Source organism: Achromobacter sp., assembly GCF_050285585.1.
Classification (GTDB): Bacteria; Pseudomonadota; Gammaproteobacteria; order Burkholderiales; family Burkholderiaceae_B; genus Achromobacter.
In genome coordinates, this window is record NZ_JBLZXF010000002.1 from 93803 (window position 1) to 118726 (window position 24924).

A 24924-nucleotide genomic window follows, 5' to 3' on the forward strand; every position below is an offset into this window, starting at 1 on the left:
CATGAAAGCCACTTCCCCCGGCATGGAAACGAACCGCTGGCTGCGCCCTTCGGCCGTGATCGCCGTCGCGCAGCTGCTGGGCACGTCGCTTTGGTTCAGCGCAAACAGCGCCGCGCCCGACCTGGCCGTCTCGTGGAACATCACCGCATCGGACATCGGCTGGCTGACCAGCGCCGTGCAGGCGGGATTCATCGCCGGAACGCTGGTCCTGGCCCTCTTCGGCCTCGCCGACCGTTATCCCGCGAGCCGGGTGTTTGCCTTGAGCACGGTGCTTGGCGCGGCCTTCAACGGACTCTTCGCGCTCGCCGCCCACGGCCTCGGCGACGCGATCGCCTATCGATTCCTTGTGGGCCTGTCGCTCGCCGGGATCTATCCGCTCGGCATGAAGCTGATCGTGAGCTGGGAGCCGGCCCGCACGGGCATGGCGCTCGCCCAGCTCGTCGCTATGCTCACCCTTGGCACCGCCCTGCCCCATCTTCTGCGCGAGTTGGGCGCCGGCCTTCCTTGGCAGTCCGTCGTCCTGGCGTCCTCGGCGCTCGCGGTGGCGGGCGGCCTGATGATACTCAAGCTGGGGGATGGCCCATTCCTGCCCGCCCGACGCCCGCGCGACGCGCGGGCAAACGCCGCGGCGCCCGCCAGGCCGAATGTGCTGTCCGCCTTCAAGGTCCGGAAGTTCCGCGCCTCGGCCTGGGGATACTTTGGCCATATGTGGGAGCTGTACGCATTCTGGACCGTGGTTCCCGTCCTGGTGGCCCGCACGGATCTCGCCTCTTTCCTGCCGTTCACGGGCATTCCGGGGATTTCGTTCGCCGTCATTGCGGTCGGCGCGCTCGGCTGCATCGTGGGCGGGCTGGTCTCGCGCCGCCATGGAAGCGCGCCGGTCGCCCTCGGGGCGCTCTGCCTCTCGGGCCTTTGCGGCGCCATATTCGCGCTGTCCTGGCATGCGCTGCCCGCCGCGGCCATGATGGCGCTCCTGCTCCTCTGGGGAGTCTCCGTCGTTGCGGACTCGCCGCAATTCTCGGCCCTGTCCGCCCGCAGCTGCCCGCCCGAAATCGTCGGATCCGCCCTGGCCATCCAGAACTCGATCGGCTTCGCGATAACCGTGGTTTCAATCGCGCTGACCACGTCCGTGCTGGAGAGGATCGGCCTGGACGCTGCCTGGGTCCTGGTGCCCGGCCCCGTCATCGGCCTGCTGGGCTATGTGCTGACGGCCCGGACCGTCCGCGACTGACCCTCCCATGGGGCCGGCGCGCCGCCGCTCAGCCTCCCGGTTCCAGGATCGCGCCCTCCCGCCGCAACGCCTCTTGCAGCACCCCGACGTGGATCGCCCGGCTATCGCATTTCGCTTCCAACGCCATGGCGGCGGCCATTCCAGCCGCCTCGCCCATGGCCATGGAGGGCGCGGACACACGGATCGATGCCTGCGCCTCGTGCGTGGAGGACACGCAGCGCCCCGCCACCAGGACATTGTGCAATGCGCGCGGCGTCAGGCAACGATAAGGTATCCGACAGTATTCGCCCGGCTCCAGGAATTTCCATACCGTCTTCAGCCCCTGCGCGTGGACTTCGACCGGCCAGGCATTGCAGGCGATGCCGTCGTCGGGCTTCGCGCCTCCCAGAACTTCCTCCGCCGTCAGGACGTGGTCCCCCTTGACCAGCCGCGTTTCCCGGATGCCGATCTGCGCGCCGATATCGACGATGCGCGCGCGGGAAAATCCCGGCATGTGCTCGCGCAGCACGGATTCGTATAGGTAGGCCTGGCGGCGTCCTTCCCTTTCGGCCTCGGAAAGCTGCATCGGATCGGTCAGGTCGAATGGCTCTCCATCCTCGCGCGCGACACGCGTCGCGTTCAGGTGGACGACGCCCTCTATCGGATTCGGGTAGAGCGCGACCATGGTCCGGGGCAATGGCGTCCCGCCCGCGACGATCTCGGCCATGCGGGCGCTGACGTCGTCCCGGCTCAGCTTGCAGAAAGTCTCCACGTCGACGGGCGCCATGCGGAACATGCTGGATCCGAACTGCGTGATCCCCCCGGAACCCAATTCGAACGGGGCCCCCGCGCGGGCCGCGATGTCGCCGTCTCCCGTGCAGTCGATCACCATGCGCGGGCGCACGGCGAACCGGCCGCCCTTGTTTTCCACGAACACGGTGCCCACCCTGCCGTCCTCCACGGCGACGTCGGCCACCCAGGTATGGAACAGCACCTCCACTCCGTAAGCCGCCATCATTTCGTCCGCCACCAGCCGCACGCTGGTCGGGTCGTATGGCAGCGACGCAGCCAGGGACCAGCGGCGCGCCCCGGTCACCGCGTCGCGCTTGCGCAGCCGGTCCACCATTTGGCCGAATAAGCCGTCGACGACCGGAATGAGATCATCCGGCGTCACCGCCCAGATGCCGCAGAAGCCTCCCAGCGTGACCGCCGACACCGTTCCGCCCAGGAACCCCCAACGTTCGAGCAGCAGCACCTTCGCCCCCGAGCGCGCGGCCGCGGCCGCCGCCGCAATGCCCGCCACGCCGCCGCCCGCCACCAGTACATCGGGTTCGGCCAGCACGGGAATATCGCGGGCCGGCTCCCTGACAGTCTTTGCGCTCATGCGAATTTCTCCTTCAATGGTCGCGTCTGGCCGCGACAGGTTTCGATGCGGCCGCCGCCCTCGGCGTCGAAAAGATGCGCGCGGCTCCAATCCAGGCTCACGTTCACGCGGTCCCCCGCCCGGTAACGCACCTCGCTGTCGAGCTTGACGCGCAACGACGCGCCGAGAGCCTGCAACGTCACCACTTGCTCGGTTCCGAGCCGCTCCACCAGTTCGATCTGCGCGGGCATCCCTTGCTCGCCGATCCGGAGATACTCGGGCCGAATACCGAGCGTGAGACTGCGCGGCAGCTGGGTTGCGCCCATGGCGGCGCGGTACTGGACCGATCCCGGGAGCACGTAGCCATTGACGGCAAACCCTTCCGCGGCGGGCTGCGCCGGAATGAGATTGATGGCGGGACTGCCCACGAAGCCCGCGACGAATGCGTTGGCGGGCGCGTCGTAGAGGTCGTCAGGCGTGCCATCCTGCTGGATCCGCCCCTGGTTCATGACGATCACCCGAGTCCCCATCGTCATGGCTTCGACCTGGTCATGCGTCACGTAGACGAAGGTGCGCTTCAGGCGCTGATGCAGGCGGATGATCTCGGCCCGGGTATGAGAGCGCAGCTGCGCATCCAGGTTCGACAGCGGCTCGTCCATCAGGAATACGGACGGATCGTGGATCATGGCGCGCGCCAGCGCCACGCGTTGCCGCTGCCCGCCCGACAGTTCGCGCGGCTTGCGATGCAGCAGGTGCTGCATGCCCACGGCCTCCGCGGCCTTACCCGCCTGCTCCCGGTGCGCCCGCTTCCTCTCCCTCGCGGCGGGCATCAACCTGCCCAGCACCGGTATTTCGTAGTACCAGGGCAGGTCCCGCATCCTGAGCGGAAAACTGATGTTGTCGGCGACGCTCAGGTGCGCGTAGAGCGCATAGCTCTGGAACACCATGGCGACGTCCCGGCGGCGCGGCGGAAAATCCGTCACGTCGCGGGGGCCGATGCGTATGCGCCCGGCGCTGGGCTCCTCCAGGCCCGCGATCAGGCGCAACAGGGTGCTCTTTCCGCAACCCGAAGGCCCCAGCAGCACGACGAACTCGCCGGGCTCGATGGACAGATTCAGGTCGTGCAGGACGGAGTTGTCGCCAAAGCGCTTCGCGATCCCGTCCAGTTCGATCCGCGAGGAGGGCTTAGACAAGTGCATAACGGACATTTTTCACCTGCGTGTCGTCCAACATTGCCAACATTCCACGTTCCTTTCCGATGCCGCTTTCCTTGTAGCCGCCAAAAGGCGCATCGACGGCGGCCTTGGCGCCATGGTTGACGCATACCGTGCCCGCCTGGATCTTGCGCACCATGCGCATGGAACGGGCCGCATCGCGCGTAAAGACGGCGGCGGCCAGGCCGAACGGGGAATCGTTGGCAATGCGCACCGCGTCGTCCTCCGTATGGAAGGCGATCACGGTCTGCACCGGGCCGAAGATTTCCTCGCGGGCCACGCGCATTTCGTTGCTAGCGTCGAGGAACAGGACGGGATCCATGTAGTAGCCCTTGCCCAGTTCAGGCCGGCCTGCCAGGTCGACGCTGCGCACGGTCCGGACGCCCTCCTCGCCCGCCACCTGCAGATAGGCCTGGATACGCTTGATCTGGGTAGCGTTGACGATAGGCCCCATTTCCGTGGTCTCGTCATCGGGCCTGCCTATCCTCACCTTGGCCACCCGCTGCGCCAGCTTCTCGATGAATTCATCGTGGACGGACCGCTCGACCACCAGGCGCGTGCAGGCGGCGCACACCTGACCGGTATTCCGGGTCATGTCGTTGTAGGCCGTCGTCACGGCGGCATCGATATCGCTGTCGGCGAAGACGATCAGCGGCGACTTGCCCCCCAGTTCCAGCGTCAAGCGCTTGATGGAATCGGCCGCCGCCCGGAAGATCTTCCGGCCGGTCACCGTGCCGCCGGTAAACGAGATCTTGGCGACGCCGGGGTGGCGCGCCAATGCGTCGCCCGCTTCTTCGCCGGTTCCATGGACGATGTTGACGACGCCCGGAGGAATGCCCGCCTCCACGACCGCCAGGCCAAGCTCCGTCGTGGACAGCGGCGTCACCTCGGAAGGCTTGATGACCACGGTATTGCCCGCCGCCAGCGCGGGCGCCAGCTTCAGCACCGCCAGGCTGACAGGATAGTTCCAGGGCACGATCAGCCCGCATACGCCCAGCGGCTCGCGCAGCGTGAAATCCATGATGGCCGGGTCGGAGACATTGATCGTTTCCCCGCCCATTCCGAGCAGCACGCCCGCGTAGTACTCCAGCGTGGGAGCCAGGCCGATCATGGACGCGCGCGATTGCTTGATGGGTTTGCCCACGTCCAGCATTTCGATCTGCGCAAGCATTTCGGCCTTGTCGTTCAGCACGGCCGCCAGCCTCAGAAGCGCCTTGCTACGTTCCTTGGGCGTCATTTTTCCCCAGGGCCCCTCGAAGGCCTTGCGCGCGGCCAGCACCGCCCGATCGACATCCGCGGCCCCCGCCTGCGCCACATGCGCCAGGATTTCCCCGTTGTCCGGGTTGATGCTGGCGAAGGTTGCTCCCGATGCCGCGGGCACCTCTTCTCCGCCGATCAGCAGGGGATACGGCGCGTCGCGCAGGGTTTTCGGCAATGCCTGATCCATTTTTGTCTCCTATGGGCTAGCCCTTGACCGATCCAGAGGTCAGGCCGCTGATGAAATAGCGTTGAAAGAACAGGTACAGGAAAATGATGGGAACCGTCGTGATGGTGCCCATGGCCATCATCTGGCCGTCGGTGACCGAGTAATCCGCCGCCAGCAATCCAACCGCCAGGGGCAGCGTGCGCATGCTGTCGGAGTTGATGATGATCAAGCCGAACAGGTAGTCGTCCCAGGCCAGGATGAAACAGAAGAGAAAGGTCGCCACGATGCCTGGCAGCGCAACCGGCAAGACCACTCGCCACAAGGCGCCGATCCGGCTGGCGCCGTCCACGATGGCGGCCTCTTCGATCTCGGGGGGAACCTGGGCGAAATACCCCTTGAGCACCCATACCGAGAACGGCACCGCGTAGGTGGACACGGCCAGCATCAGCCCGGTGCGTGTGTCCAGCAGATTGAGCTCGCTAAGCAGCAGGTAGAACGGCAAGGCAAGAAGAATGACTGGCACCAGATAGATCACCAGCACGAACGCGCCCAGCACCCGCTTTCCCCTGAACTCGAAGCGCGACAGCGCGTAGCCCCCCAGTATGGCCACGGCCGTGCTGAAGACCGCCGTGGCCGTGGACACGATGAGGCTATTGAGGAAATAGACGCTGAAGTTCTTCTCCAGCCATGCGGAACGCAGATGCGACCAGTCTATCGTGGCGGGGATCCACGATGCTTCCGGAGAGTAGATCTCGGCGGTGGGCTTGATCGCTGTCAGCACCATCCACACGATAGGAAACAGCACCGCGAACGTGGTCGCGATCACGGTGGCGTAGGCGAACAGCACGCCGGGAGTCGGTTTCCTAAGCATGGTTGCGCTCCCTCAACGCCCGCGCATACAGCACCGCGACTGCCATCAGGACGATCAACAGCAGGACCGCAAGCGCGGACGCCTGCCCGAACTGGTGTGCGCCGAAGGCCTTCAAATAGACCAGGATCGGCAGTATTTCCGTCGAGTCCGCCGGCCCGCCTCCGGTCAGCAGCCACATCAGCGAGAAGTTGTTAGCGATCTGCATGGTGCGCAACAGCACCAGGGTCGCGATGATCAGCTTCAGGTTGGGCAGCGTGACGTACCAGAACTCGCGGAGCGCGCCCGCGCCCGAAATGCGCGCCGCCTCGTACTCGTCCTTGGGAATGCCTTGCAGGGCCGCCACCACCATGATCAGCACGAACGGAACGCCCCGCCAGAGATTGATCAACAACGCGCTGGCCATGGCGGTGTCCGGCTCCGAGAGCCAGGGCAGAGTCGCCCCCCAATCGAATCCCAGATTCCTGAGCGTGACGTTCACGATGCCGGATTGCGGATTGAGAATCCATCGCCACAGATAGGCGATCACGGCCACCGGCATCACCCATGGAAGGAACAGGGCCGCGCGGAAGACGTTGCGCCCGATGACCAGCCGGTCCAGGATTACGGCCAGCACGACTCCCACGATGATCTGCGATGAAACCGAGCCCGCCACCCAGATCACGGTGTTCCACGCCGAGGTCCAGAACCGGGCTTCCTGGAGGACCGCTGCATAGTTGTCCAGGCCGACGAAACGCCCCAGCCCCAACCCCAGCTGCGCCTCGTAGAAGCTGAGGAAGATGGAGTACAGCAGCGGCACCAGCGTCAAGGCCGTCAGCAGGACGAGCGCTGGGGCCATCAACAAGTAAGGCAGGCTGTGCCGGGCCAGCCTGGGGCCCGGCCGCCACATGGAAATGGCGGGCGCGTCCATCAGAGCATCCGCTGGTACATCGCCTGGATGTCGCTACGCGACATCTTGCGGCAGTTGATCAGCGTGGAGCGGCTATTCTCCGCGAGCTCCGACAAGCGCTCGATCATGTCGGGCTTCACGCCCAGCGGAGCCAGCGCGCGCGAAACGCCGATCTCGTCGCGCAATGCCGTCACCCGCTCGAGCAGGGCGCGGGCGGCGGCCTGATCGCTTGCGTTCCTGTCCGCCGCGCCTATCGCGCGCCCGATCGTCGCGTAGAGGTCCGGCCGGGCTTCGATGTTGAAGGCCACCACGTGCGGCAGTATGGCCGACAGGCTTTCCCCGTGCGTCACGTCCAGCAGGGATTCGACCGGGGTGGACAGGCCGTGCACGGCGTCGTTGCCCTTGCAGGAAATGGCGATGCCCGCCAGATGGCTGGCCAGCATCATGTTCTCCCGGGCGTCGAGATCGTCGCCACGCTGCACGGCGCGGGGCAGGTTCTCCATCACCAGGCGGATCGCCTCCAGCGCGAGGACGTCGGCGATGGGATGCTGGCTGCTGTTCGTGTAGGCGCCCATGGCATGGATCAGCGCGTCCATGCCGGTCGCCGCCGTCATGCGCGCCGGAACGCTTGCCGTGATCTCGGGATCCAGCACCGACAGGACGGGCCTGCAGCGCAGGCTGCGGATCAGGTACTTCCGGCCATCGTCGTCCTTCACCATCGCCGCGGAGGTCGCCTCGCTGCCCGTGCCGGAGGTTGTCGGAACGGCAAAGAATGGAACGGGATCCCCGGGCAGGTGGTCCACGCCGTTGGTGACCTGGTCCACGATCTCCTTGCCTGAAAGCAGCGTCGTCGCGATGGCCTTGGCCGCGTCCATGGAGCTGCCGCCGCCCAGCGCGAGAAGGCCGTCGAAGGATTCCGAGCGCCACAGCGCAACGCCTCGCCGCACCTCGGTCATCGTGGGGTTGGGCTGCACTTCGCCGAAGATGCGGGATTCGATTCCATCCTTGGCGAGCGTCCGCGCGACGTTCTCGGCCAGGCCGCATTTGACCAGCCCGGCGTCGGTGACGATCAGCATGCGCCGCACGTTCAACGCCTTCGCGCGGGCGCCCAGCTGGCTCAGCGCTCCGCGCCCGAAAACCATGTCGCGCGGCCATACGGTGGAGAAGTTCTTCATGTCGTTTTTCCTCTCGGTGTTCAGCGATTTCTGGGGCGCAGCAGGGCGCCGACTTCGTTGATGTCCTGGACCTTTTCCAACGAGCGCAGCGCTTCCGCGGCCTCGCACGCCTGGGCGTGGGGCAGCACGTCCTCCGCGCCTTCCATGAACTTCTCGACGTGGTCGAAGGTTCGATCGCGCGCGCCCAGCAACTGCTTGCGCTCCTCGTGCAGGACTGAGCCGTCCTCCATGTGCAGCTCCACGCGGGAGCCGTATTGGTAGTCCTTGTAGTAGGCCTTCTGCATGTCGGGATCGGTGCGGTACTCGACGATGCCGTGCAGGCGGGCGACTTCGGGGTCGAAGATCCGTTCCTTGAGGAACTGCTTGTAGGTGAGCTTCCCGTCGACGAGCGCGGCGGCCACCGCATAGCCCGCGTCGAAGCACAGGCCCATGTGGCTCAGCTTGTCGTCCCGTATCAGTTCGCGGATGTCCGGCTCGAAGCCGTGATAGCGTCCGCTGACGTAGATCGTCACGCCGGGACATTGGATGACTATCTTGCGGATCCTGCGAGTGGCTTCGGATCCAAGGCGTTCGTTCAGCGTGATGGCCGATTCGATCGCCGCCAGGTTGTACGCACAGGACGGATAGCGCTTGGTGTTCAGGGTCAAGGTGTACCAGTCCTGGCCCAGCCCCTTGAGCAGCTCGCTGTGATCCACCTCTTCGGAGACCGTAGCCAGGTACCCCGCGGGATGCTCGATCATGTCCAGGTTGCCGATCAGGCCCTCCTTGGCGAGATTGGCGGAAACGATCCCCCACATCGCCGGCAAGCCATTGACCAGCACCTTGGAATCGCTCGCCCAGCCCAGGAAGCAGTTTTCCATCGCGAGGTAGGCCGAATGGCTGACCGACCGCGCCAATGCGATGGGGTCGAGCCTCATCAGGTGGCCGGCCACCAGGGACGCTTCGGCCTGATGGTTGGGCATGCCGTTGCCGAGATAGGCGCCTCGCTGGATGGCGCGCGAAGTCCGCCCCGCCACCTCGTTGCCGATGACGACGGCCGTCACCACGTCGCGCCCCGAACTGCGGCACGCTTCGCCGGTGGCAAAAGCCGTGGGCACGACACAGGCGCCAGTATGGCTTATGAGCACCCAGTCATCCCATTCGATGATCTGGCCGGTGCCCGCGTTGTACAGGGCGGCGGCCGGCGCCGGCACCTTTTCCGGCAGGCCGAACAGCGTGGCCGCCTCTCCGCTGCCCAGAATCCGGCTCCCCCTGCGCAACGACTCCGCGCCCGGCATGCGCGAGCCTGCCAGGCAGGATCCGATCGTGGCCAGGATCTGGTCTTTCGCTACCGCCGCGACTGCCTCCGGCAGCGCGTCATAGCCCAGCCCGGCGGCGAACCTGGCGTATTCCATGGTGACCGGTTCGCGCGCCAGCCCCTGCGCTTGCTGAATATCCGACGCGCCCATTTATGCCTCCAGAAGCAAAAGTGCCTGCATGAGCATGGACAGCTGCATGATGTAGCGGCGTTCATGCTTGGGAAAATTGCTGCGCCCCCCCAGGACGACCGTCATCACGGACCATTTCCCCGAAAAGACCTGTTTCCAGTCGCCGGGCCCCATGGCGATGGTCGCGTACGCGGGCTGCGCGGGATCGGCGGGCCCGATGGCGGCGGTCTTGGCCGTCAACATCAGGCTCATGGCGGGTTCGCCGGCGCATTCGAACCGGAACTCCCGCCCCAGCGCGCCTTCCAGGCGGCGGCTCATCAACTGGTATCCATTGCGCTCCCAGCGTTGCGCAAGCGTGCGCAACCCAGTGCCAAGGATGGTGTCATCCTGCATGCTGTTTCTCCGATGGATTGGAAAGCAGAGAGGAGCCCCTCTCCGGAACGTCAGTCGAAAATTTCCTTCAGCTCGCGCTGAATGGCCTGGGCGGTCTGGGCCGTGTCCTGCTTCTTGGCCAGATGCATGTTCAGGTTGCGCTCGACGATCCCCTTGGATCCCACCAGGCCGCCCTTGGGGTTCTGCCCGTACCAGTCGATGCCCGAGTAGTAGCCCGAATGGTTCGAAAGCAAGGTCTTCACCACGTCGGGGTAGGCCTTCACCGAGCCCACGCGGTCGAAGTACATGTCGACGGCCTGCTTATCGTCGTACAGCGCAAGGCCGCCCAGCGCGCTGGCCTCCAGGCCTCTTGCGTACTGGTCGGTTTCATACAGGAACTGCACGAACTTCTTCGCCTCGGCCTGGTGCTTGGACTTCTCGAAGATCGACCATCCCTTGTTGTTCTGCATGGTCATGGCCAGCCCGGCGTCGGAAGGAATCAGCGCCCCGACCTGCCCGGCCTTGCCCGGATTCGCGTCGTGGAACTGGCTAAGCGCCACAGGAAGCGAGATGGCCATCGCTGCGGTGCCCGTGGCAAAGCTCCGGTTCACCTCCGCATAGGCAGCGTTCAACGAGCCTGGCGGCGTGTATTTGAAAAGCGCCGTGTAGATATCGATCGCCTTGCGCCCCACGTCGTTATCGAACGCGGCCTTGCCGTCCTTGGTCAGCAGGTGGCCGCCGTTGGAATACAGCACGAGCTCGAAATTCTGGCGCACGGTCCAATCGTTCTTGCCCGCTATGGCGATGCCGTATTGGCCCTTCTCCGGCTTGTGCAGCACCTTGGCGGCGTTGATGATGTCGTCCCAGGTCTTCGGCGCCGGCAACCCAGCCTCGGCGAATTTGTCCTTGCGCCAGAAAAGATAGAACGGCTGGCGCGTGTACGGAATGCCGAGGTATTTGTCCTTGTAGCGCCACGCGGACAGGCCGTCGGGGTGGAACTTGTCCTTGCCGAGCGCGTTGATGACGTCGTCCATCGGCGCCAGCGTGCCGCCCGGAATGTCGTTCACCCAGGCCGAGAACGCGAAGAACATCCAGGTGATGTCCGGCTGGTTGCCTGCCGCGATCGAGGCGGGCCATTTGATGTAGGCGTCGTTCGGAGACATCTGCACGATCTCGAAACTGACGTTGGGGTTGGCCTTGCGGAATTCGGCGGCCGACTTCTCCAGCCAGGTCTTGTACTGCGCCCGCGAATCGGTGAACCAAAGCGTCAGCTTCACGGGCTCCTGCGCATGGGCTGCGAGGGAAACGAGCGACGATGCCAGCAGCACCGTCGTCAACACGCGCCTGATGGAACCAAATAGGGTATGCATGCATGTCTCCTTTAGTTATCATCTCATGGTTCACTTAATGAACCACTGTGTCGCTCTTTAAACCAATACTAGGCGGCAAAATTTGAACATGCAAGAACAAGTTGTTCTGCACCGCAGCAAGCAATTGCGGCGGATGCCCTTGAATACATTCAGGTTTTTTGATCTTTCAGGGACGAGGAACGACAGGCCGCCGCCCATTTACACTAGGTGCCATCGCACGGAAGATATCGAAAAATGAGTGCTTCCGCGCTAGTCTTTGTGGCAACGATAAGTCCGCAAAAATCGGAGATACCGTGACCGTTTCAAACCGCTCGCTTTCGCGAGGTCTCGCCATTGTTCGAGTCTTCAATGACATTCCCTCGCCATCCCTCACGGAGATTTCCACTCGCGTCAATCTGACCAAGGCGACCTGCCTGCGATTCCTGCGGACCCTGCAGGACGAAGGCTATGTAGGCCACGACGAAGAAACCAAGCGCTACCAGTTGCGGCCGCTGGTGCTGGAACTCGGATACGCCGCGCTGTCCAGTCTGTCGCTGCCCCTTATGGCGGAAAGCGAAATGGAGGTGCTGGCCGACGCGGTTGGCGGCTCGGTGCACCTGGGCTTGCTGGAAGGAGATGAAGTCGTCGTCGTGGCCCGCTCCATCGCGTCGCTCGAAACGCGCAAGCTCGTCACCATGAACATCCATGTCGGAAGCCGCCTGCCCGCCCACTGCAGCGCCATGGGCCGCATGCTGATCTCGCAATCCGACGATATCGACGCATACGTGGCCAGCATGAAGATTTCGCAGATGACGTCCAAGACGCTCGTCCATCGCGGCAAGCTGGCCAAGGAGATGAAAGAGACCAGGAAGCGCGGCTGGTCGCTCGTCGAGGAAGACCTGGGTATCGGCTATTCCGCCATCGGCACCCTGGTGGAGGCCGGAGCCCAGCGATATGGACTGGCCGTTTCCGTGAACACGAAAGACTACTCCCGGGAAAAGCTGGTGAAGGATGTCCTGCCGCTGCTGAGCGCTGCCGCCGATCGCCTGCAACGGGCGTTCCGCCACGGCAGCCCGTAAGGCGCTTGCGCAAGCGCTCGGCCTATTTCCCGTACGTCGATATCAGTGTCTGCAGGGGCACGTGGCCTTTGCAGGGGCCCGAGCCGGGCGGGCTTGCGCCCGCCTCCAGCGCGGTGGCGTACTTCACGGCCGGGTCGTTTTCCAGGCGTTGCCGCAATGCGGCCAGCCGGGGCCAACGGGACGGATCGGCAACGCCATGGAAATCGCGCCAACGCGCCACGCCGACCAGAACGGCGTCCCCCAGCGTCGGACCTGCGGTAAAGCCGGTATTCAGAAACGCGATGAACTGGTGCATTCGATCCGACTCCGGTGAGAGAGGATCGAAACTGACGCGCCGCTCGATGTCCCGGTTCTCGATCCACCTCGCAATCGCCATGGTCTCCGAGAACACAACGCCGATCGCGCTGCCCCATCGAAGAGATCATGCAGGTCCTGAGCGGCAGATGGCCGACGCTGCTGATCTACTACCTCAAAGAGGGCACCAAGCGCTTCAGCGACCTGCGCCGCGACAATCCGACGATCTCCCACCGCATGCTGACCCTGGAATTGCGCAAGCTGGAATTGGCGGGCATCGTCCGTCGGACCGACTTCGACGGATATCCCAGGCGCGTCGAGTACGGCCTTACGGCCTCGGGCAGGGCGCTCGTGCCGCTGCTGGAGGCATTGGGCGACTGGTGGAACGGCAACGCGGCGCCGCTTGAAGGTTCCGCAATGGCCGGCGCCAGTGAAAGCGGCGGCACTTGCGAGAGTCTCCCCGACCCGCCGGCCCTTGCCTAGGCGGGCCCGGAACTCAGCCCGGATAGAACGCATACAGCGCGTAAGCGAGAAAACCCGCCCACAGCGCAAGATGGATGGAGATCCCCCGACGGCCTTGCAGGATCGTCGCGGGCCGCTTGGCGCGCGCGAAGCAGGCGAGCAGGCTCGAATGCGCCAGCAGGAGGCCTACCGGCCACAACGACAGGTAAAGCAGGACGCCGAAGGCGTCGGGGCCATAGCCGTCGCCATAACGCGGAGCCTCATACGTGCCAATGCCGACCATCCAGACCGCGAGCGCCAGCACGCTCAAGACGAAACTGATTCGGTAATACAGAAACAAGGCGGACGCTCCTTACCGGCGCTCTGACAGCCATGCGGATACATGGGGCGGAGCGAAAAGATGGTAGGCCCGAAAGCTGGCCATCAGTTCCCCTTCCCCGACTCGAAAATCTTCTGGTACGCGCTGTAGTAGCAGGCGGCCGCCGCGCGCGCGTGGCCAAGCATGCGGATACGGACGAGTTCGGCGTCGCCGGACAGCAAGGCTTCGCACAGGCCCCGCATTCCGTCCAGGATGATGCTGCGGACCTGCCGGTCGTCCATCGTCACCAGGCGCACCCCCTGCACGTGATCGATATAGCGCGAGATCGCGCCGGCCAATTCGCGATTGCGCACCATGGCGAGCCAGACCAGCCGCAAGCGCGCATTGCTGCGCATGAAATCGTCGAGGTCGGTCCGGAGGTGCGCGCTTTCGGCCTGCTCCAGGGCGGCCTTCATTCCGGCCAGGCCCTTGGGGTCCGCGTGCAGCGACGCGGAAGCGGCGGCGGGGGGGCTCGAGCAAGGTGCGGATCTCGACATGCAGTTCATGCGCGATATCGTGATCCACCCGACGGTCTTCCAGGCGGATCAAACCCCTCTGGATGCGTTGGCGGACGATGCCATACACGCGTTCGCGCAGATTGGGCTTACGCGCCGCGCCGCTCGTTTTCCTGCGCTTTACCTTCGTCTCCACCGGCCTGGCCTCATTCGTTCTGCGCCTGGAATACGCAACAGGGCGCTACGGCTTCGAGCATACCCGTTATCGCGTGGCACACCGGCTTGTCGTGAGTGGAGGCCGCCATCGCGAAGGGGCTGTTTCGCACCGCAAGCGTCGGCGGGCCCGCATCGCCCGATTCGAAGCGCCATGCGCCGCTGCCGGATTACCAGGCGGCACTCGAGGCGCGCCACGGCCAGGACGCCGCGCACCAGATCCTGCTGGCGACGACGCCCAGGCCGGCAGCCTCCTAATGGCTACGCGCGCGGCGGATAACCGGCTTCGCGCAAGGCTTCGGTTATCTGCTTCTCGGATGCCGAGGTCTGCACCTGGACCAGGCGGGTCTGTGGATCCGTAACGATACCGGCGTCGGGATCGACCGACTGGATCGCCGCCTTTACGGTGCGGGCGCATCCCCCGCAGGTCATGTCGTCGAGATGGAATTGCATGGAATGCTCCTTTCGGGTTGGGATGCCAGGCAGTCTGGCCGTTGCCACGGTTGGAAGGTCAAGCGCCGGGGTCGACCCTAACGGCTCTCCTTGGCATGGTTGACGGTGTACCTGGGGATCTCGATAGTCAGATCTTCCGGGCCCACGATCGCTTGGCAGCTCAGGCGCGACTGCGCCTCCAGCCCCCAGGCGCGGTCGAGCAGGTCGTCCTCGCCATCCTCGATCTCATTCAGGGAGTCGAAGCCCTGCCGCACGATGCAATGGCAGGTCGTGCATGCGCCGCTCATGTCGCACGCATGCTCGATTTCAATGCCATTTGCGAGCAAGGCCTCGGAGATCGAAGAGCCCGCTGGCGCTTCCAGCACGGCGCCTTCGGGCGCCAGATCGGCATGCGGAAGAACGGTGATGATTGGCATATCGTGCTCCAGGGCTCAGTAGGACGGCGCGCGCTTGGCCAACCGGTTTCCGCGAGGGCGACGCGCCACGGCCCCTGTGCGGGCTTCGGACTCCGGGCCGCCATTGTCGGGTTGTTCGAGGATGTGCAGGATGGGGCAGTTGGGCCGCTCGTCGCCCGCGCAGCACCGGATCAAAGCCTTGAGCGTCTCCGCCATCTGCCGCATGCTGTCGATACGCCGGTCCAGTTCGGCAAGGTGCGCCTGGGCCAGGCGCTTGACGTCGGCGCTCTGGCGCGATTGATCGTTCCACAAGCTCAACAGGTCGCTGGTCTCGGCCACCGAAAACCCGAGGTCGCGAGCCCGGCGGATGAAGTGCAGGCGGTGGACGTCGGCCCGGCCGTAGGCGCGGTAGCCCGACGCGGTCCGCTGCGCCGCGGGGATCAGCCCGATCTGCTCGTAGTAGCGGATCATCTTGGCCGATACCCTGGATGCCTTGGATGCTTCACCGATGTTCATGGCAGTCTCCTTGTTCAATGAAAGAAAGCCTGAGGCTTGCCATTGTGGGAAGGTCAAGCGCCCTGCCTTCATCCGGCGGCGCCGGAGGGCGGCTGCCCCTGCGGGGTGAAGAAAACATCGGCGTGCATATCCCCCGCATTCAGCCCGCGACCGAAAGCAGTCTCCATCGCCGCGTCCACCATTGGCGGCGGGCCCGCGACGTAAACCTTGAAGTTGGCCAGGTCCGGGAAGTCGTCTGCAACGGCTTGCGTGACTATGCCTATCCGCCGCGCCGTGGCCTGCGCCTCGGACAGCACGGTCGTAAAGGCCAGGTTGGCGTGCCGGCGTGTCAACGCTTCGAAATGGTCGACCAAGTAGAGATCCCGTTCCGTCCGCGCGCCGAAGTAGACGTGGATCGCCTGCCTCATCCCGTGTGCGAGGGCGGTTTCGACGATCGATTTGATGGGGGCCAATCCCGATCCACCCGCGATGCACAGGATCGGTCCGCAATGGCCTTCGCGCAAATGCGCGGAACCTCGCGGCGCTTCCAGCACGATGCGGTCCCCCGGTTTCAGGACAGTATGGACATAGCCCGACGCCGCGCCGCCCGGAACCCGGCGTATGTGGAACTCCAGTTCGGGGTCGCCTGACCGGTTGGCCATCGAGTAGCTGCGTACGGGAGAGGGCCCGAACCTGATGTCGGCATACTGCCCGGCGAAAAATGCCAGCGCATCCGTGCCATCGGGACGAATCCGGACACGTCTGATGTCATGAGTCACGTCGTCGATGGAGACGACGGTGCCCTGCCGCATCCGGGCTCGCACTGCGGCCGCTTCGTCGCCGGCGCCAAGCCAGGCCACCGCAGTATCGGTTTTCGGGACCGCGCGGCACGCCAGGATCAGGCCTGCGGCCTTCTCCTCGTCCGTCAACGCGAAGCGAGAATGCGAGAGCATCTCGATCTGGCCGTCGATCAGACGGGACTTGCAGCTTCCGCAACGACCGGAGCGGCAACCGTGCGGAAAGGAGACGCCATTCTGCAGCGCCGCCTCCAGAATGGTCTGGCCTTCCAGAACCGGCACTCGGGTTCGCACCTGCCGGATATCGACCGTTCTGATACGCCTGCCTCGAGCGCAATGGCTTCCGTCGGTGCTGTTCTGCATGGCTGCTCCGGATTCCTCATGTTGGTGTTGAACGGCTATCTATGCCTCGCCTTTCAAGCGGCCGGTTCAATCTATTCCTTCCCACGATTGCAAGGTCAAGGGCGGGAAAAAAGCACGCATGCACAAGGCTTGACCTTCCTGTCGTTGTAATGCCTAGCCTTGCCGGAAATTTCTGCAGAGAGGCTTCGGAAGGGCCGGGGCCCTGCTGCAAAGAAAGGACATGTCCATGCGTCGAAAATTCAAGATTGCGGTGTTGGCAGGCGTCATCACGGCAGCTGGAGCCATCGCGTTCTCCGCCTATGGCGTCGCCGAAGACGAAGGCAAGGCGGCAGCGTCGCGGAAAGAAGCCACGGACGCGTCCATGGCGCCGCGGGTCCCCGTGGCGGAGGTCATCGAACGCGCGATTACGCCGTCGAGCGACTTCACGGGTTTCCTCGCCGCGCCCGAGACTGTCGAGCTGCGCTCGCGCGTCGGCGGGGCCATCCATGCGGTCAGCGTCCCCGAGGGCGGCCTGGTACGCAAGGGACAACGGCTGTTCCAGATCGATCCGCGCCCCTTCCAGGTGGCGCTCGATACCGCCGCAGCGCAACTGCGCCAGGCCGAGGTGCTGGCCACCCAGGCCCAGGCCGATTTCGACCGCGCCCGGCGCCTGGTATCCACCGGCGCGGTGTCGCGCAAGACTTACGATGACGCCGTCTCTGCGCGCAGCGCGCGGCAAGCGCAAGTACAGGTGGCCAAGGCCGCGGTGGCCGCGGCGCGGCTCGATCTATCCTACGCGCACATCACCGCCCCGATCTCCGGACGAGTCGACCGCGTGCTCGTGACCGAAGGCAACCTGGTCAGCGGCGGCGCGGCCGGCGCGGCCACTCTGCTGACCACGATTGTGTCGATCGACCCCATACACGCGTACTTCGACATTGACGAGGCGACATACCTCAATGCGGTGAGGCAGGCCCGGCCCGACGCCGGCGGCGGCGAGTCGTCGCTGCCGGTCGACCTGGGACTCACCACGGACAAGGGCTTTCCCTACCGAGGCTTGCTCGACTTCGTAGGCAACCGGATCGACCGGAGCACGGGCACCATCCGCGCCCGCGCCGTGGTGCCGAACCCCGACGGCCAGCTGGCGCCTGGCCTGTTCGCCCGCGCCAGGCTGGCCACCGGCGCCGAGCGCCTGGCCATCCTGGTCGACGACCAGGCAGTAGGCACCGACCAGGGAAAAAACTATGTCCTGCTCGTGGACAAGGACAATCTGGCCCAGTACCGCGCGGTGGAACTGGGCCGGATGGCAGACGGACTGCGCATCATCAATGCCGGCCTGCAAGCCGGCGACAAGATCGTGATCAAAGGCCTGGTGCGCCCAGGCATGAGGGTCACGCCTGACCTGGTGCCGATGCAGCCTGCCGCCGTCGCGACGGCCGGGGCGGACAGCGCGGCGGCCGCCGAGGCCAACACGGACCTGGCGGAGGCGCGCCAATGAAGTTCCCCCACTTTTTCATCGCCCGGCCGATCTTCGCCATCGTCCTGTCCTTGATCATGCTGCTGGCCGGCGCAATCGCCTTCTGGCAGCTGCCGTTGAGCGAATACCCCGCCGTCACACCACCCACGGTGCAAGTGACGGCGAGCTACCCGGGGGCCAACCCTGAAGTGATCGCCGACACCGTCGCCGCGCCCCTGGAACAGGTGATCAACGGCGTCGAGGGCATGCTCTACATGAACTCCCAGATGGCCATCGACGGCCAAATGGTGCTCACCATTGCGTTCAAGCAGGGAACCGACCCGGACATGGCGCAAATCCAGGTGCAGAACCGAGTCTCCCGCGCCTTGCCTCGGCTGCCGCAAGAGGTGCAGCGCATCGGGGTCGTCACGCAGAAGACGTCGCCTGACGTGTTGATGGTGGTGCACCTGGTTTCGCCCGAAAAACGCTACGACCCGCTTTACCTGTCCAACTTCGCGATCCGACAGGTGCGTGACGAACTCGCGCGCCTGCCCGGTGTCGGCGATGTCCTGGTCTGGGGCGCGGGAGAATACTCCATGCGTGTCTGGCTGGATCCCTCCAGCGTTGCCACGCGCGGGCTGACCGCCAGCGACGTGGTCGCCGCCCTGCGGGAACAGAACGTGCAGGTGGCCGCGGGGTCCGTGGGCCAACAGCCTGATACCTCCGCCGCCTTCCAGGTGACGGTCAACACGCTGGGGCGCCTGGTCAGCACGGAGCAGTTCGGCGACATCATCGTGAAGACCGGCGCCGATGGCCAGGTCACGCGGCTGCGCGATGTCGCGCGGGTGTCCCTGGGCGCCGACGCCTATACCCTGCGCAGCCTGCTCGACGGCGAGTCGGCGCCGGCCCTGCAGATCATCCAGAGCCCGGGCGCCAATGCCATCGACGTCTCGAACGCGGTCCGGGCCAAGATGCGGGCGCTCCAACAGGGCTTTCCGCAGGACATCGAATACCGGATCGCCTATGACCCCACGGTCTTCGTGCGCGCGTCGCTGCAGTCCGTGGCCATTACCCTGCTGGAGGCCATCGCGCTGGTCGTCATCGTGGTGGTGGTGTTCCTGCAAACCTGGCGCGCCTCCATCATTCCACTCGTGGCCGTGCCGGTATCGCTGGTGGGCACTTTCGCGCTCATGCACGTTTTCGGCTTTTCGCTGAACACGCTGTCGCTGTTCGGGCTGGTGCTCTCTATCGGCATCGTGGTGGACGACGCCATCGTGGTGGTCGAGAACGTGGAGCGTCACATGGCGCTCGGCGAACCGCCCAGGCAGGCCGCGATCAAGGCCATGGACGAAGTCACGGGGCCGATCATCGCCATCACCTCGGTACTGGCGGCGGTCTTCATCCCCTCGGCGTTCCTCTCCGGGCTGCAGGGCGAGTTCTATCGCCAGTTCGCCCTGACCATCGCCATCTCGACCATACTCTCGGCCATCAATTCGCTCACGCTCTCGCCCGCGCTAGCGGCCATCCTGCTTAAACCGCATCACGAAGCGGCGGGATCCGATTGGCTCACCCGCGTCATGGGCCGCGCGCTCGGCGGCTTTTTCCGGCGCTTCAACCGCTTCTTCGACAGCGCGTCGGACGCCTACGTGGGGATGGTGCGCCGGGCGGTTCGCGGCAGCGTGATCGTACTGATGCTGTATGCCGGTCTCGTCGGCCTGACCTGGCTGGGTTTCCACCAGGTGCCGAACGGCTTCGTGCCGGCCCAGGACAAGTACTTCCTGGTCGGCATCGCCCAACTGCCCAGCGGCGCTTCGCTCGACCGCACCGAAGCTGCGGTCAGGCAGATGTCCCAGATCGCGCTGGCCGAACCCGGAGTAGAAAGCGTGGTCGCTTTCCCCGGCCTGTCGGTCAACGGACCCGTGAACGTGCCGAACTCCGCGCTGATGTTCGCCATGCTCAAACCCTTCGACGAGCGCAAGGATCCTTCGCTTTCGGCCAACGCCATTGCCGGGAAGCTAATGGGCAAATTCAGCCAGATCCCCGATGGATTCCTGGGCATCTTCCCTCCGCCGCCAGTGCCCGGCCTGGGCGCCATGGGCGGGTTCAAGCTGCAGATCGAAGACCGCGCCGGACTTGGGTTCGAGGCGCTGGTACAGACGCAGGGCCAGATCATGGCCAAGGCGATGCAGACGCCCGAACTGGCAAACATGCTGGCCAGTTTTCAAACCAACGCGCCACAGTTGCAGGTGGACGTCGATCGGGTAAAGGCCAAGTCCCTGGGCGTCTCGCTGACCGATGTCTTCGAAACCCTGCAAATCAACCTAGGGTCGCTTTATGTCAACGACTTCAACCGTTTCGGCCGCACCTACCGGGTGATGGCCCAGGCCGATGCGCCGTTCCGCATGCAGGCCGACGACATCGGACTGCTCAAGGTACGCAACGCCAACGGAGACATGATTCCACTGAGCGCGTTCGTGACCTTGATCCGAAGCTCCGGCCCGGACCGGGTCATCCGCTACAACGGCTTTCCCTCGGCGGACATCAGTGGCGGCCCCGCGCCGGGCTACTCGTCCGGCGAGGCCACCGACGCCATGGAGAGAATCGTCCGCGAGACTCTGCCGGAAGGAATGGTCTACGAATGGACGGACCTGGTCTACCAGGAAAAACAGGCCGGCAATTCGGCGCTATACATCTTCCCGCTGGCTGTATTGCTTGCCTTCCTCATCCTGGCTGCCCAATACAACAGCTGGTCGCTGCCGTTCGCGGTGCTGCTTATCGCTCCCATGGCGCTGCTATCGGCAATCGCGGGGGTCTGGATCTCCGGCGGGGACAACAACATTTTCACGCAGATCGGATTCGTGGTGCTGGTCGGCCTCGCAGCCAAGAACGCCATCCTGATCGTGGAGTTCGCCCGCAGCAAGGAGGAAGCAGGCGCCGACCCGCTGGCGGCGGTCCTGGAAGCCGCCCGGCTGCGCCTGCGGCCCATCCTGATGACCTCGTTCGCCTTCATCGCCGGCGTGGTTCCCCTGGTGCTCGCTACCGGCGCCGGCGCAGAGATGCGCCATGCCATGGGCATCGCGGTATTCGCCGGCATGCTGGGCGTAACGCTCTTCGGTTTGCTGTTGACGCCCGTGTTCTATGTCGTCGTTCGCCGGCTGGCCCTGCGCCGCGAGGCCCGTCGCACCCGCGCCCGTTCGGGCAACCAGCACGCCTGACGGCCAGGAGGACATTCACCATGAAGACCGCTTTCACCCGTTCCAGACTGGCCCGACCGCTGGCGCCGTTGGCCCTCGCGGCCGCACTGGCCGGCTGCTCCCTGGCTCCCAGGTACGAGCGCCCCGCGGCGCCCATCGACGCGGCCTACCCTTCGGATGCCGCATACGCCCGGGACGCGCCAGAAAAGCCGGACGAGCCCGCTGCCGCAAACATCGGCTGGAGGGATTTTTTCCGCGATCCGCTGTTGCAGCAACTGATCGCAATCTCGCTGGACAACAACCGGGACCTGCGCAGGGCCGCGCTCAACGTCGAAGCGGCGCAAGCGCTGTACCGCATTCAGCGCGCCGAAATGCTGCCGAATCTGAGCCTTGCCGCGAGCGGCGCCTCCGAGCGCGTTCCGGCCGAACTCAGCGCCACGGAGGCCGCCTACGTCGGCCGGCGATACGATGTTGCCGGCGTGGCGGCCGCCTGGGAGCTGGACCTCTGGGGCCGTATCCGCAGCCTGAGTGACCAGGCCCTGGCTTCGTACCTCGCCCTGGACGAAACCCGTATCGCCACGCAACTGAGTCTTGTATCCGAAGTCGCCAACGCCTATCTCACGCTGCGCGCCGATCAGGAATTGCTGCGCCTGACGAACGACACGCTCGCCGCGCAGAAACATTCGTACGATCTGACCGCCCAGCTGGCCGCGGCGGGAAATTCCACCCAACTGGATCTGCGCCTGGCGGAAATCACGCTGCGTAATGCGGAGGCCAACCACGCAGCCTATACCCGGCAGGCGGCCAAAGACCGCAATGCCCTGGTGCTGTTGCTAGGCCAGCCCCTGACGCCGGAACTGTCGCGGCAACTGGACGCAGCGACGACGCTTCCGGACGGCATCGTGCCCCCCGACCTGCCCGGGGGCTTGCCATCGGAGCTGCTCACCCGCCGTCCGGACATCCGAGCGGCCGAGCAGAGGCTGCGCGGCGCAAACGCCAGCATCGGCGCCGCGCGCGCCGCCTTCCTGCCCGCGATCAGCCTGACCGGTTCGGCGGGCACCGCCAGCGCTTCCCTCGACGGCCTGTTCGATTCCGGCACCCGGGCCTGGAGCTTCCTGCCCCGGATCACGCTGCCGATCTTCCGCGGCGGCTCGCTTCTCGCGAACCTGGACGTGGCGCATGTGCAAAAGCGCATCGAAATCGCCAACTACGAAAAAGCGATCCAGAGCGCCTTCCGCGAGGTGGCCGATGGCCTGGCGGGCAAGCGCACGCTCGACGAGCAGATCCGTTCGGAGCGGCTATCGGTAGCCGCCAGCCTCGATGCCTATGCCCTTGCCGAGCAACGCTTCAAAGAAGGCATGGACGACTACCTCGCTTTGCTCGAAGCCCATCGTACCTTGTACGGCACGCAGCAGATTCTCGTGCGGACGCGCCTGACGCGGTTGAACAATCTCATCGATCTGTACAAGGCGCTGGGGGGAGGATGGACGGAGCATACGGTGCAATCCGCCGACGGCGCATAAGGGCGTCGGCGGCACGCGGCGCGAGCAAGACATCGCGCTCAGGCAGGTACGCTTCTTGCTGCGCCGCTGACGGCGCGCTATCGGGCCGCCGCAACCAGGAGGCTTCAATGAAACCGAATCTGAAACCACTGCGCGACCAGGTCATCGTGATCACGGGCGCAGGTAGCGGCATCGGCGCCGCTACGGCGCGGATGGCCGCAGGCCGTGGCGCCAAGGTGGTACTGGCGGGACGGCAACAGGAGACTTTGTCGAAGGTTGTCGAGGACATCCTCCGAGAGGGCGGAACGGCGGTCAGCGTAGTCGCCGACGTCGGAATCCAGGAGGACCACGAACGCATTCTCGCCGAGGCCATCGAACGCTACGGCCGCGTCGACACATGGGTGAACAATGCCGGGATTTCGATCTACGGCACGTTGGAACAGGTGCCGATCGCAGACCAGCGCAAGCTGTTCGAGACCGATTATTGGGGCGTGGTCTACGGCTGCATGACCGCTGTGCGGCACATGAAATCTTCCGGCGGCGCAATCATCAACGTGGGCAGCGAAGTGTCGGATCGCGCCGTTCCGCTACAGGGGGCCTATTCGGCGGCCAAGCATGCGGTCAAGGGCTACACCGACGCCCTGCGCATGGAGTTGCAGGAGCAGGACGCGCCGATATCCGTAACGCTGATCAAGCCCGCGTCCATCGCCACCGGTTTCACCGTGCACGCCCGCAACTACATGGACGCGCAGCCGGACCTGCCGCCGCCGATCTACGCCGCCGAGATGGTGGCCGAAGCGATTCTGCACGCGGCGCGGCATCCGGTGCGGGATCTTTACGTGGGCGGGGCGTCTCGCGCGATCGCGGCGCTGGGCCAGAACATGCCGGGCATCGCGGACCGCATGGCGGCCTGGCTGTTCCGGCGCCAGCGCGGGCCGGCGCGAGCGGGCCAGGGCACGGATTCCCTTTATGAAGCGGGTGGCGAGCATCCGGCCGTGCAGCGTTCCGGGCGCCGGCACAGCGTCTACACCCATATGGCCATGCACCAGCGCGCCACGGTAGTCACGACGGTCGCGCTGGCGGGAGGTGCGGCGCTATGGTTGCTGCGCGGGCGGCGCTGATGCAGCCGCAGCGAAGAGGCAGGTAGTTCCCGGGGCACCTTGATCCGGCCGCGGCGCCTGCGACGGACGCTTAGGACGCCGGGCGCGGCGACGGCGCCATCGGCATGGCCAAACAGGCTTGAACTCATTCGCTCTCGGGCGACCGGCTTTCGTAATAGCGGGACAATTGGCCGATTTCGTCGGGAGTCAGGCGCTGGGCAAAGGCTCGCATGGCCCCCACGTCATCGTTTTGCCGCAGACCGGAGCGGAAAGCGTTCATCTGGTCCACGAAGTAAGGAGCCGGCTGGCCTGCCAGCCGAGGCAGCAGCGGACCTTCGCCGCGCCCCTGAAGGCCGTGACAATTGGCGCAAGCGGGCAGCGCGCGCGGGCCATCGCCCAGCGTGTCCAGCCGGAGAGCCGCCTCGTGCTGCCCCGCGTCCGCCTTGGCGGCGGATTTCCCGCCGGGCGGCAGGCCGCCGTAGTAGCGCGCCAGGTGCGCGATTTCCTCATCGGACAGGCCCTTGGCGATTCCGCTCATGAGCGGATGCTGGCGGCTGCCATCGCGAAAGTCCCACAATTGCTTTGCCAGGTAGTCGGAAGTCAGCCCGGCCAGATTGGGGAAGGCGCCGCCCAAGGGCGTCATGCCGGCCGGCCCGTGACAGGCGACGCAAGCCTGTACGCCCGCCTTGCCCGTCTGGGCAAGTTGTTTTCCGGCGTCGACGTTGGCGTGCTGCAATGCGGGCTCCCAGGCGGGACGGTACGCGGCAAAGTCCAAGGCGCTGCGGCCCGCGACCGGGCTGCCGGGCTTGGGGGCCGCCACTGCGGGCAGGACCGCCGCCGGCGCCGCCGCGGGCGCGGGCGCCGGCTTTTGCGCGACAGGAGGCGCGGGCGGCTGCTCGACCCGGGATGGCGCGATCAGGCCATCGCCGCCCTGCCCGTAAATCTGAAAAAGGGTGGCGACGATTGTGATCAGCGGCGCGCCCGCGATCAGGCCCAGAGTTACATAGCTGCGTAGAGGCATGCCCATGGTGTCACC

At 65.4% G+C, this 24924-nt stretch carries 25 protein-coding genes; 8 read left to right on the plus strand and 17 right to left on the minus strand.

All coding sequences use genetic code 11. From position 1 onward, the window contains the following. Position 1: 1 nt before the first annotated feature. Positions 2-1231: an MFS transporter gene (locus ACN6PJ_RS03680; RefSeq protein WP_427994554.1), complete on the plus strand. Its 1230-nt coding sequence runs from the start codon at positions 2-4 to the stop codon at positions 1229-1231. Between the two features lie 28 nt (positions 1232-1259). On the opposite strand, the gene ACN6PJ_RS03685 is transcribed toward ACN6PJ_RS03680, so the two are convergent. Genes ACN6PJ_RS03685 through ACN6PJ_RS03725 form a run of 9 tightly spaced genes read right to left on the minus strand, consistent with a single transcriptional unit; the run spans position 1260 to position 11314 of the window. Beyond that, positions 1260-2594, minus strand: coding sequence for an FAD-dependent oxidoreductase (locus ACN6PJ_RS03685; protein WP_427994555.1), 1335 nt, complete (start codon positions 2592-2594; stop codon positions 1260-1262). Further along, positions 2591-3766 (minus strand): ABC transporter ATP-binding protein, encoded by a 1176-nt coding sequence (locus ACN6PJ_RS03690; protein WP_427994556.1) that lies wholly within the window; start codon positions 3764-3766, stop codon positions 2591-2593. Before ACN6PJ_RS03690 ends, ACN6PJ_RS03685 begins: the two co-directional genes overlap by 4 nt. Then, positions 3759-5234 (minus strand): aldehyde dehydrogenase family protein, encoded by a 1476-nt coding sequence (locus ACN6PJ_RS03695; protein ID WP_427994557.1) that lies wholly within the window; start codon positions 5232-5234, stop codon positions 3759-3761. Before ACN6PJ_RS03695 ends, ACN6PJ_RS03690 begins: the two co-directional genes overlap by 8 nt. A gap of 16 nt (positions 5235-5250) precedes the next feature. Beyond that, positions 5251-6084, minus strand: coding sequence for a carbohydrate ABC transporter permease (locus ACN6PJ_RS03700; RefSeq protein WP_427994558.1), 834 nt, complete (start codon positions 6082-6084; stop codon positions 5251-5253). Next, positions 6077-6991 (minus strand): carbohydrate ABC transporter permease, encoded by a 915-nt coding sequence (locus tag ACN6PJ_RS03705; protein WP_427994559.1) that lies wholly within the window; start codon positions 6989-6991, stop codon positions 6077-6079. The genes ACN6PJ_RS03700 and ACN6PJ_RS03705 overlap by 8 nt, the downstream gene beginning before the upstream one ends. Next, on the minus strand, positions 6991-8145 hold the full coding sequence (locus tag ACN6PJ_RS03710) for an iron-containing alcohol dehydrogenase (RefSeq protein WP_427994560.1): 1155 nt from the start codon (positions 8143-8145) through the stop codon (positions 6991-6993). The genes ACN6PJ_RS03705 and ACN6PJ_RS03710 overlap by 1 nt, the downstream gene beginning before the upstream one ends. A gap of 20 nt (positions 8146-8165) precedes the next feature. Then, positions 8166-9593 carry an MmgE/PrpD family protein gene (locus ACN6PJ_RS03715; protein ID WP_427994561.1) on the minus strand — a complete coding sequence of 476 codons (1428 nt, stop codon included), beginning with the start codon at positions 9591-9593 and terminating at the stop codon, positions 8166-8168. Continuing rightward, on the minus strand, positions 9594-9965 hold the full coding sequence (locus ACN6PJ_RS03720; RefSeq protein ID WP_427994562.1) for a hypothetical protein: 372 nt from the start codon (positions 9963-9965) through the stop codon (positions 9594-9596). Between the two features lie 50 nt (positions 9966-10015). Then, positions 10016-11314, minus strand: a complete 1299-nt coding sequence (locus ACN6PJ_RS03725; protein ID WP_427994563.1) for an ABC transporter substrate-binding protein — start codon at positions 11312-11314, stop codon at positions 10016-10018. Positions 11315-11607: 293 nt separating this feature from the next. Between ACN6PJ_RS03725 and ACN6PJ_RS03730 the strand changes: the two genes are divergently transcribed. Then, positions 11608-12372, plus strand: coding sequence for an IclR family transcriptional regulator (locus ACN6PJ_RS03730; RefSeq protein WP_427994564.1), 765 nt, complete (start codon positions 11608-11610; stop codon positions 12370-12372). 22 nt (positions 12373-12394) lie between these two features. On the opposite strand, the gene ACN6PJ_RS03735 is transcribed toward ACN6PJ_RS03730, so the two are convergent. After that, positions 12395-12748 (minus strand): hypothetical protein, encoded by a 354-nt coding sequence (locus ACN6PJ_RS03735; RefSeq protein ID WP_427994565.1) that lies wholly within the window; start codon positions 12746-12748, stop codon positions 12395-12397. A 47-nt stretch (positions 12749-12795) separates the two neighbouring features. Between ACN6PJ_RS03735 and ACN6PJ_RS03740 the strand changes: the two genes are divergently transcribed. Continuing rightward, entirely contained in the window at positions 12796-13149 is a 354-nt protein-coding gene (locus tag ACN6PJ_RS03740) for a winged helix-turn-helix transcriptional regulator (RefSeq protein WP_427994566.1), read from the plus strand. A gap of 13 nt (positions 13150-13162) precedes the next feature. Here ACN6PJ_RS03740 and ACN6PJ_RS03745 read toward each other — a convergent pair whose 3' ends face one another. Both ACN6PJ_RS03745 and ACN6PJ_RS03750 read right to left on the minus strand, forming a co-directional pair. Continuing rightward, positions 13163-13468 (minus strand): hypothetical protein, encoded by a 306-nt coding sequence (locus ACN6PJ_RS03745; protein ID WP_427994567.1) that lies wholly within the window; start codon positions 13466-13468, stop codon positions 13163-13165. An 83-nt stretch (positions 13469-13551) separates the two neighbouring features. Then, the gene (locus ACN6PJ_RS03750) at positions 13552-13983 is read right to left on the minus strand and encodes an FCD domain-containing protein (RefSeq protein ID WP_427994568.1); all 432 of its coding nucleotides are present in this window, start codon (positions 13981-13983) and stop codon (positions 13552-13554) included. Positions 13984-14232: 249 nt separating this feature from the next. Between ACN6PJ_RS03750 and ACN6PJ_RS03755 the strand changes: the two genes are divergently transcribed. Continuing rightward, positions 14233-14412, plus strand: coding sequence for a hypothetical protein (locus ACN6PJ_RS03755; protein WP_427994569.1), 180 nt, complete (start codon positions 14233-14235; stop codon positions 14410-14412). 3 nt (positions 14413-14415) lie between these two features. On the opposite strand, the gene ACN6PJ_RS03760 is transcribed toward ACN6PJ_RS03755, so the two are convergent. The 4 genes from ACN6PJ_RS03760 to ACN6PJ_RS03775 all read right to left on the minus strand — a co-directional run bounded on the left by ACN6PJ_RS03760 (position 14416) and on the right by ACN6PJ_RS03775 (position 16657). Then, a complete protein-coding gene (locus ACN6PJ_RS03760) occupies positions 14416-14607 on the minus strand; it encodes a heavy-metal-associated domain-containing protein (protein WP_427994570.1) in 192 nt (63 codons plus the stop codon). Between the two features lie 77 nt (positions 14608-14684). Next, positions 14685-15023, minus strand: a complete 339-nt coding sequence (fdx, locus tag ACN6PJ_RS03765) for an ISC system 2Fe-2S type ferredoxin (protein WP_427994571.1) — start codon at positions 15021-15023, stop codon at positions 14685-14687. Between the two features lie 15 nt (positions 15024-15038). Then, entirely contained in the window at positions 15039-15518 is a 480-nt protein-coding gene (gene cueR / locus ACN6PJ_RS03770; RefSeq protein ID WP_427994572.1) for a Cu(I)-responsive transcriptional regulator, read from the minus strand. A 68-nt stretch (positions 15519-15586) separates the two neighbouring features. Then, entirely contained in the window at positions 15587-16657 is a 1071-nt protein-coding gene (locus ACN6PJ_RS03775) for a 2Fe-2S iron-sulfur cluster-binding protein (protein ID WP_427994573.1), read from the minus strand. A gap of 226 nt (positions 16658-16883) precedes the next feature. On the opposite strand from ACN6PJ_RS03775, the gene ACN6PJ_RS03780 reads away from it, so the two are divergent. The 4 genes from ACN6PJ_RS03780 to ACN6PJ_RS03795 all read left to right on the plus strand — a co-directional run bounded on the left by ACN6PJ_RS03780 (position 16884) and on the right by ACN6PJ_RS03795 (position 23909). Further along, positions 16884-18134 (plus strand): efflux RND transporter periplasmic adaptor subunit, encoded by a 1251-nt coding sequence (locus tag ACN6PJ_RS03780; protein WP_427994574.1) that lies wholly within the window; start codon positions 16884-16886, stop codon positions 18132-18134. Beyond that, the gene (locus ACN6PJ_RS03785; protein ID WP_427994575.1) at positions 18131-21307 is read left to right on the plus strand and encodes an efflux RND transporter permease subunit; all 3177 of its coding nucleotides are present in this window, start codon (positions 18131-18133) and stop codon (positions 21305-21307) included. Before ACN6PJ_RS03780 ends, ACN6PJ_RS03785 begins: the two co-directional genes overlap by 4 nt. Positions 21308-21327: 20 nt before the next feature. Then, entirely contained in the window at positions 21328-22809 is a 1482-nt protein-coding gene (locus ACN6PJ_RS03790) for an efflux transporter outer membrane subunit (RefSeq protein WP_427994576.1), read from the plus strand. A gap of 107 nt (positions 22810-22916) precedes the next feature. Further along, the gene (locus tag ACN6PJ_RS03795; RefSeq protein WP_427994577.1) at positions 22917-23909 is read left to right on the plus strand and encodes an SDR family oxidoreductase; all 993 of its coding nucleotides are present in this window, start codon (positions 22917-22919) and stop codon (positions 23907-23909) included. A 124-nt stretch (positions 23910-24033) separates the two neighbouring features. Here ACN6PJ_RS03795 and ACN6PJ_RS03800 read toward each other — a convergent pair whose 3' ends face one another. After that, complete coding sequence (locus ACN6PJ_RS03800; RefSeq protein WP_427994578.1) at positions 24034-24915, minus strand: c-type cytochrome; 882 nt, start codon at positions 24913-24915, stop codon at positions 24034-24036. Positions 24916-24924 lie beyond the last annotated feature (9 nt).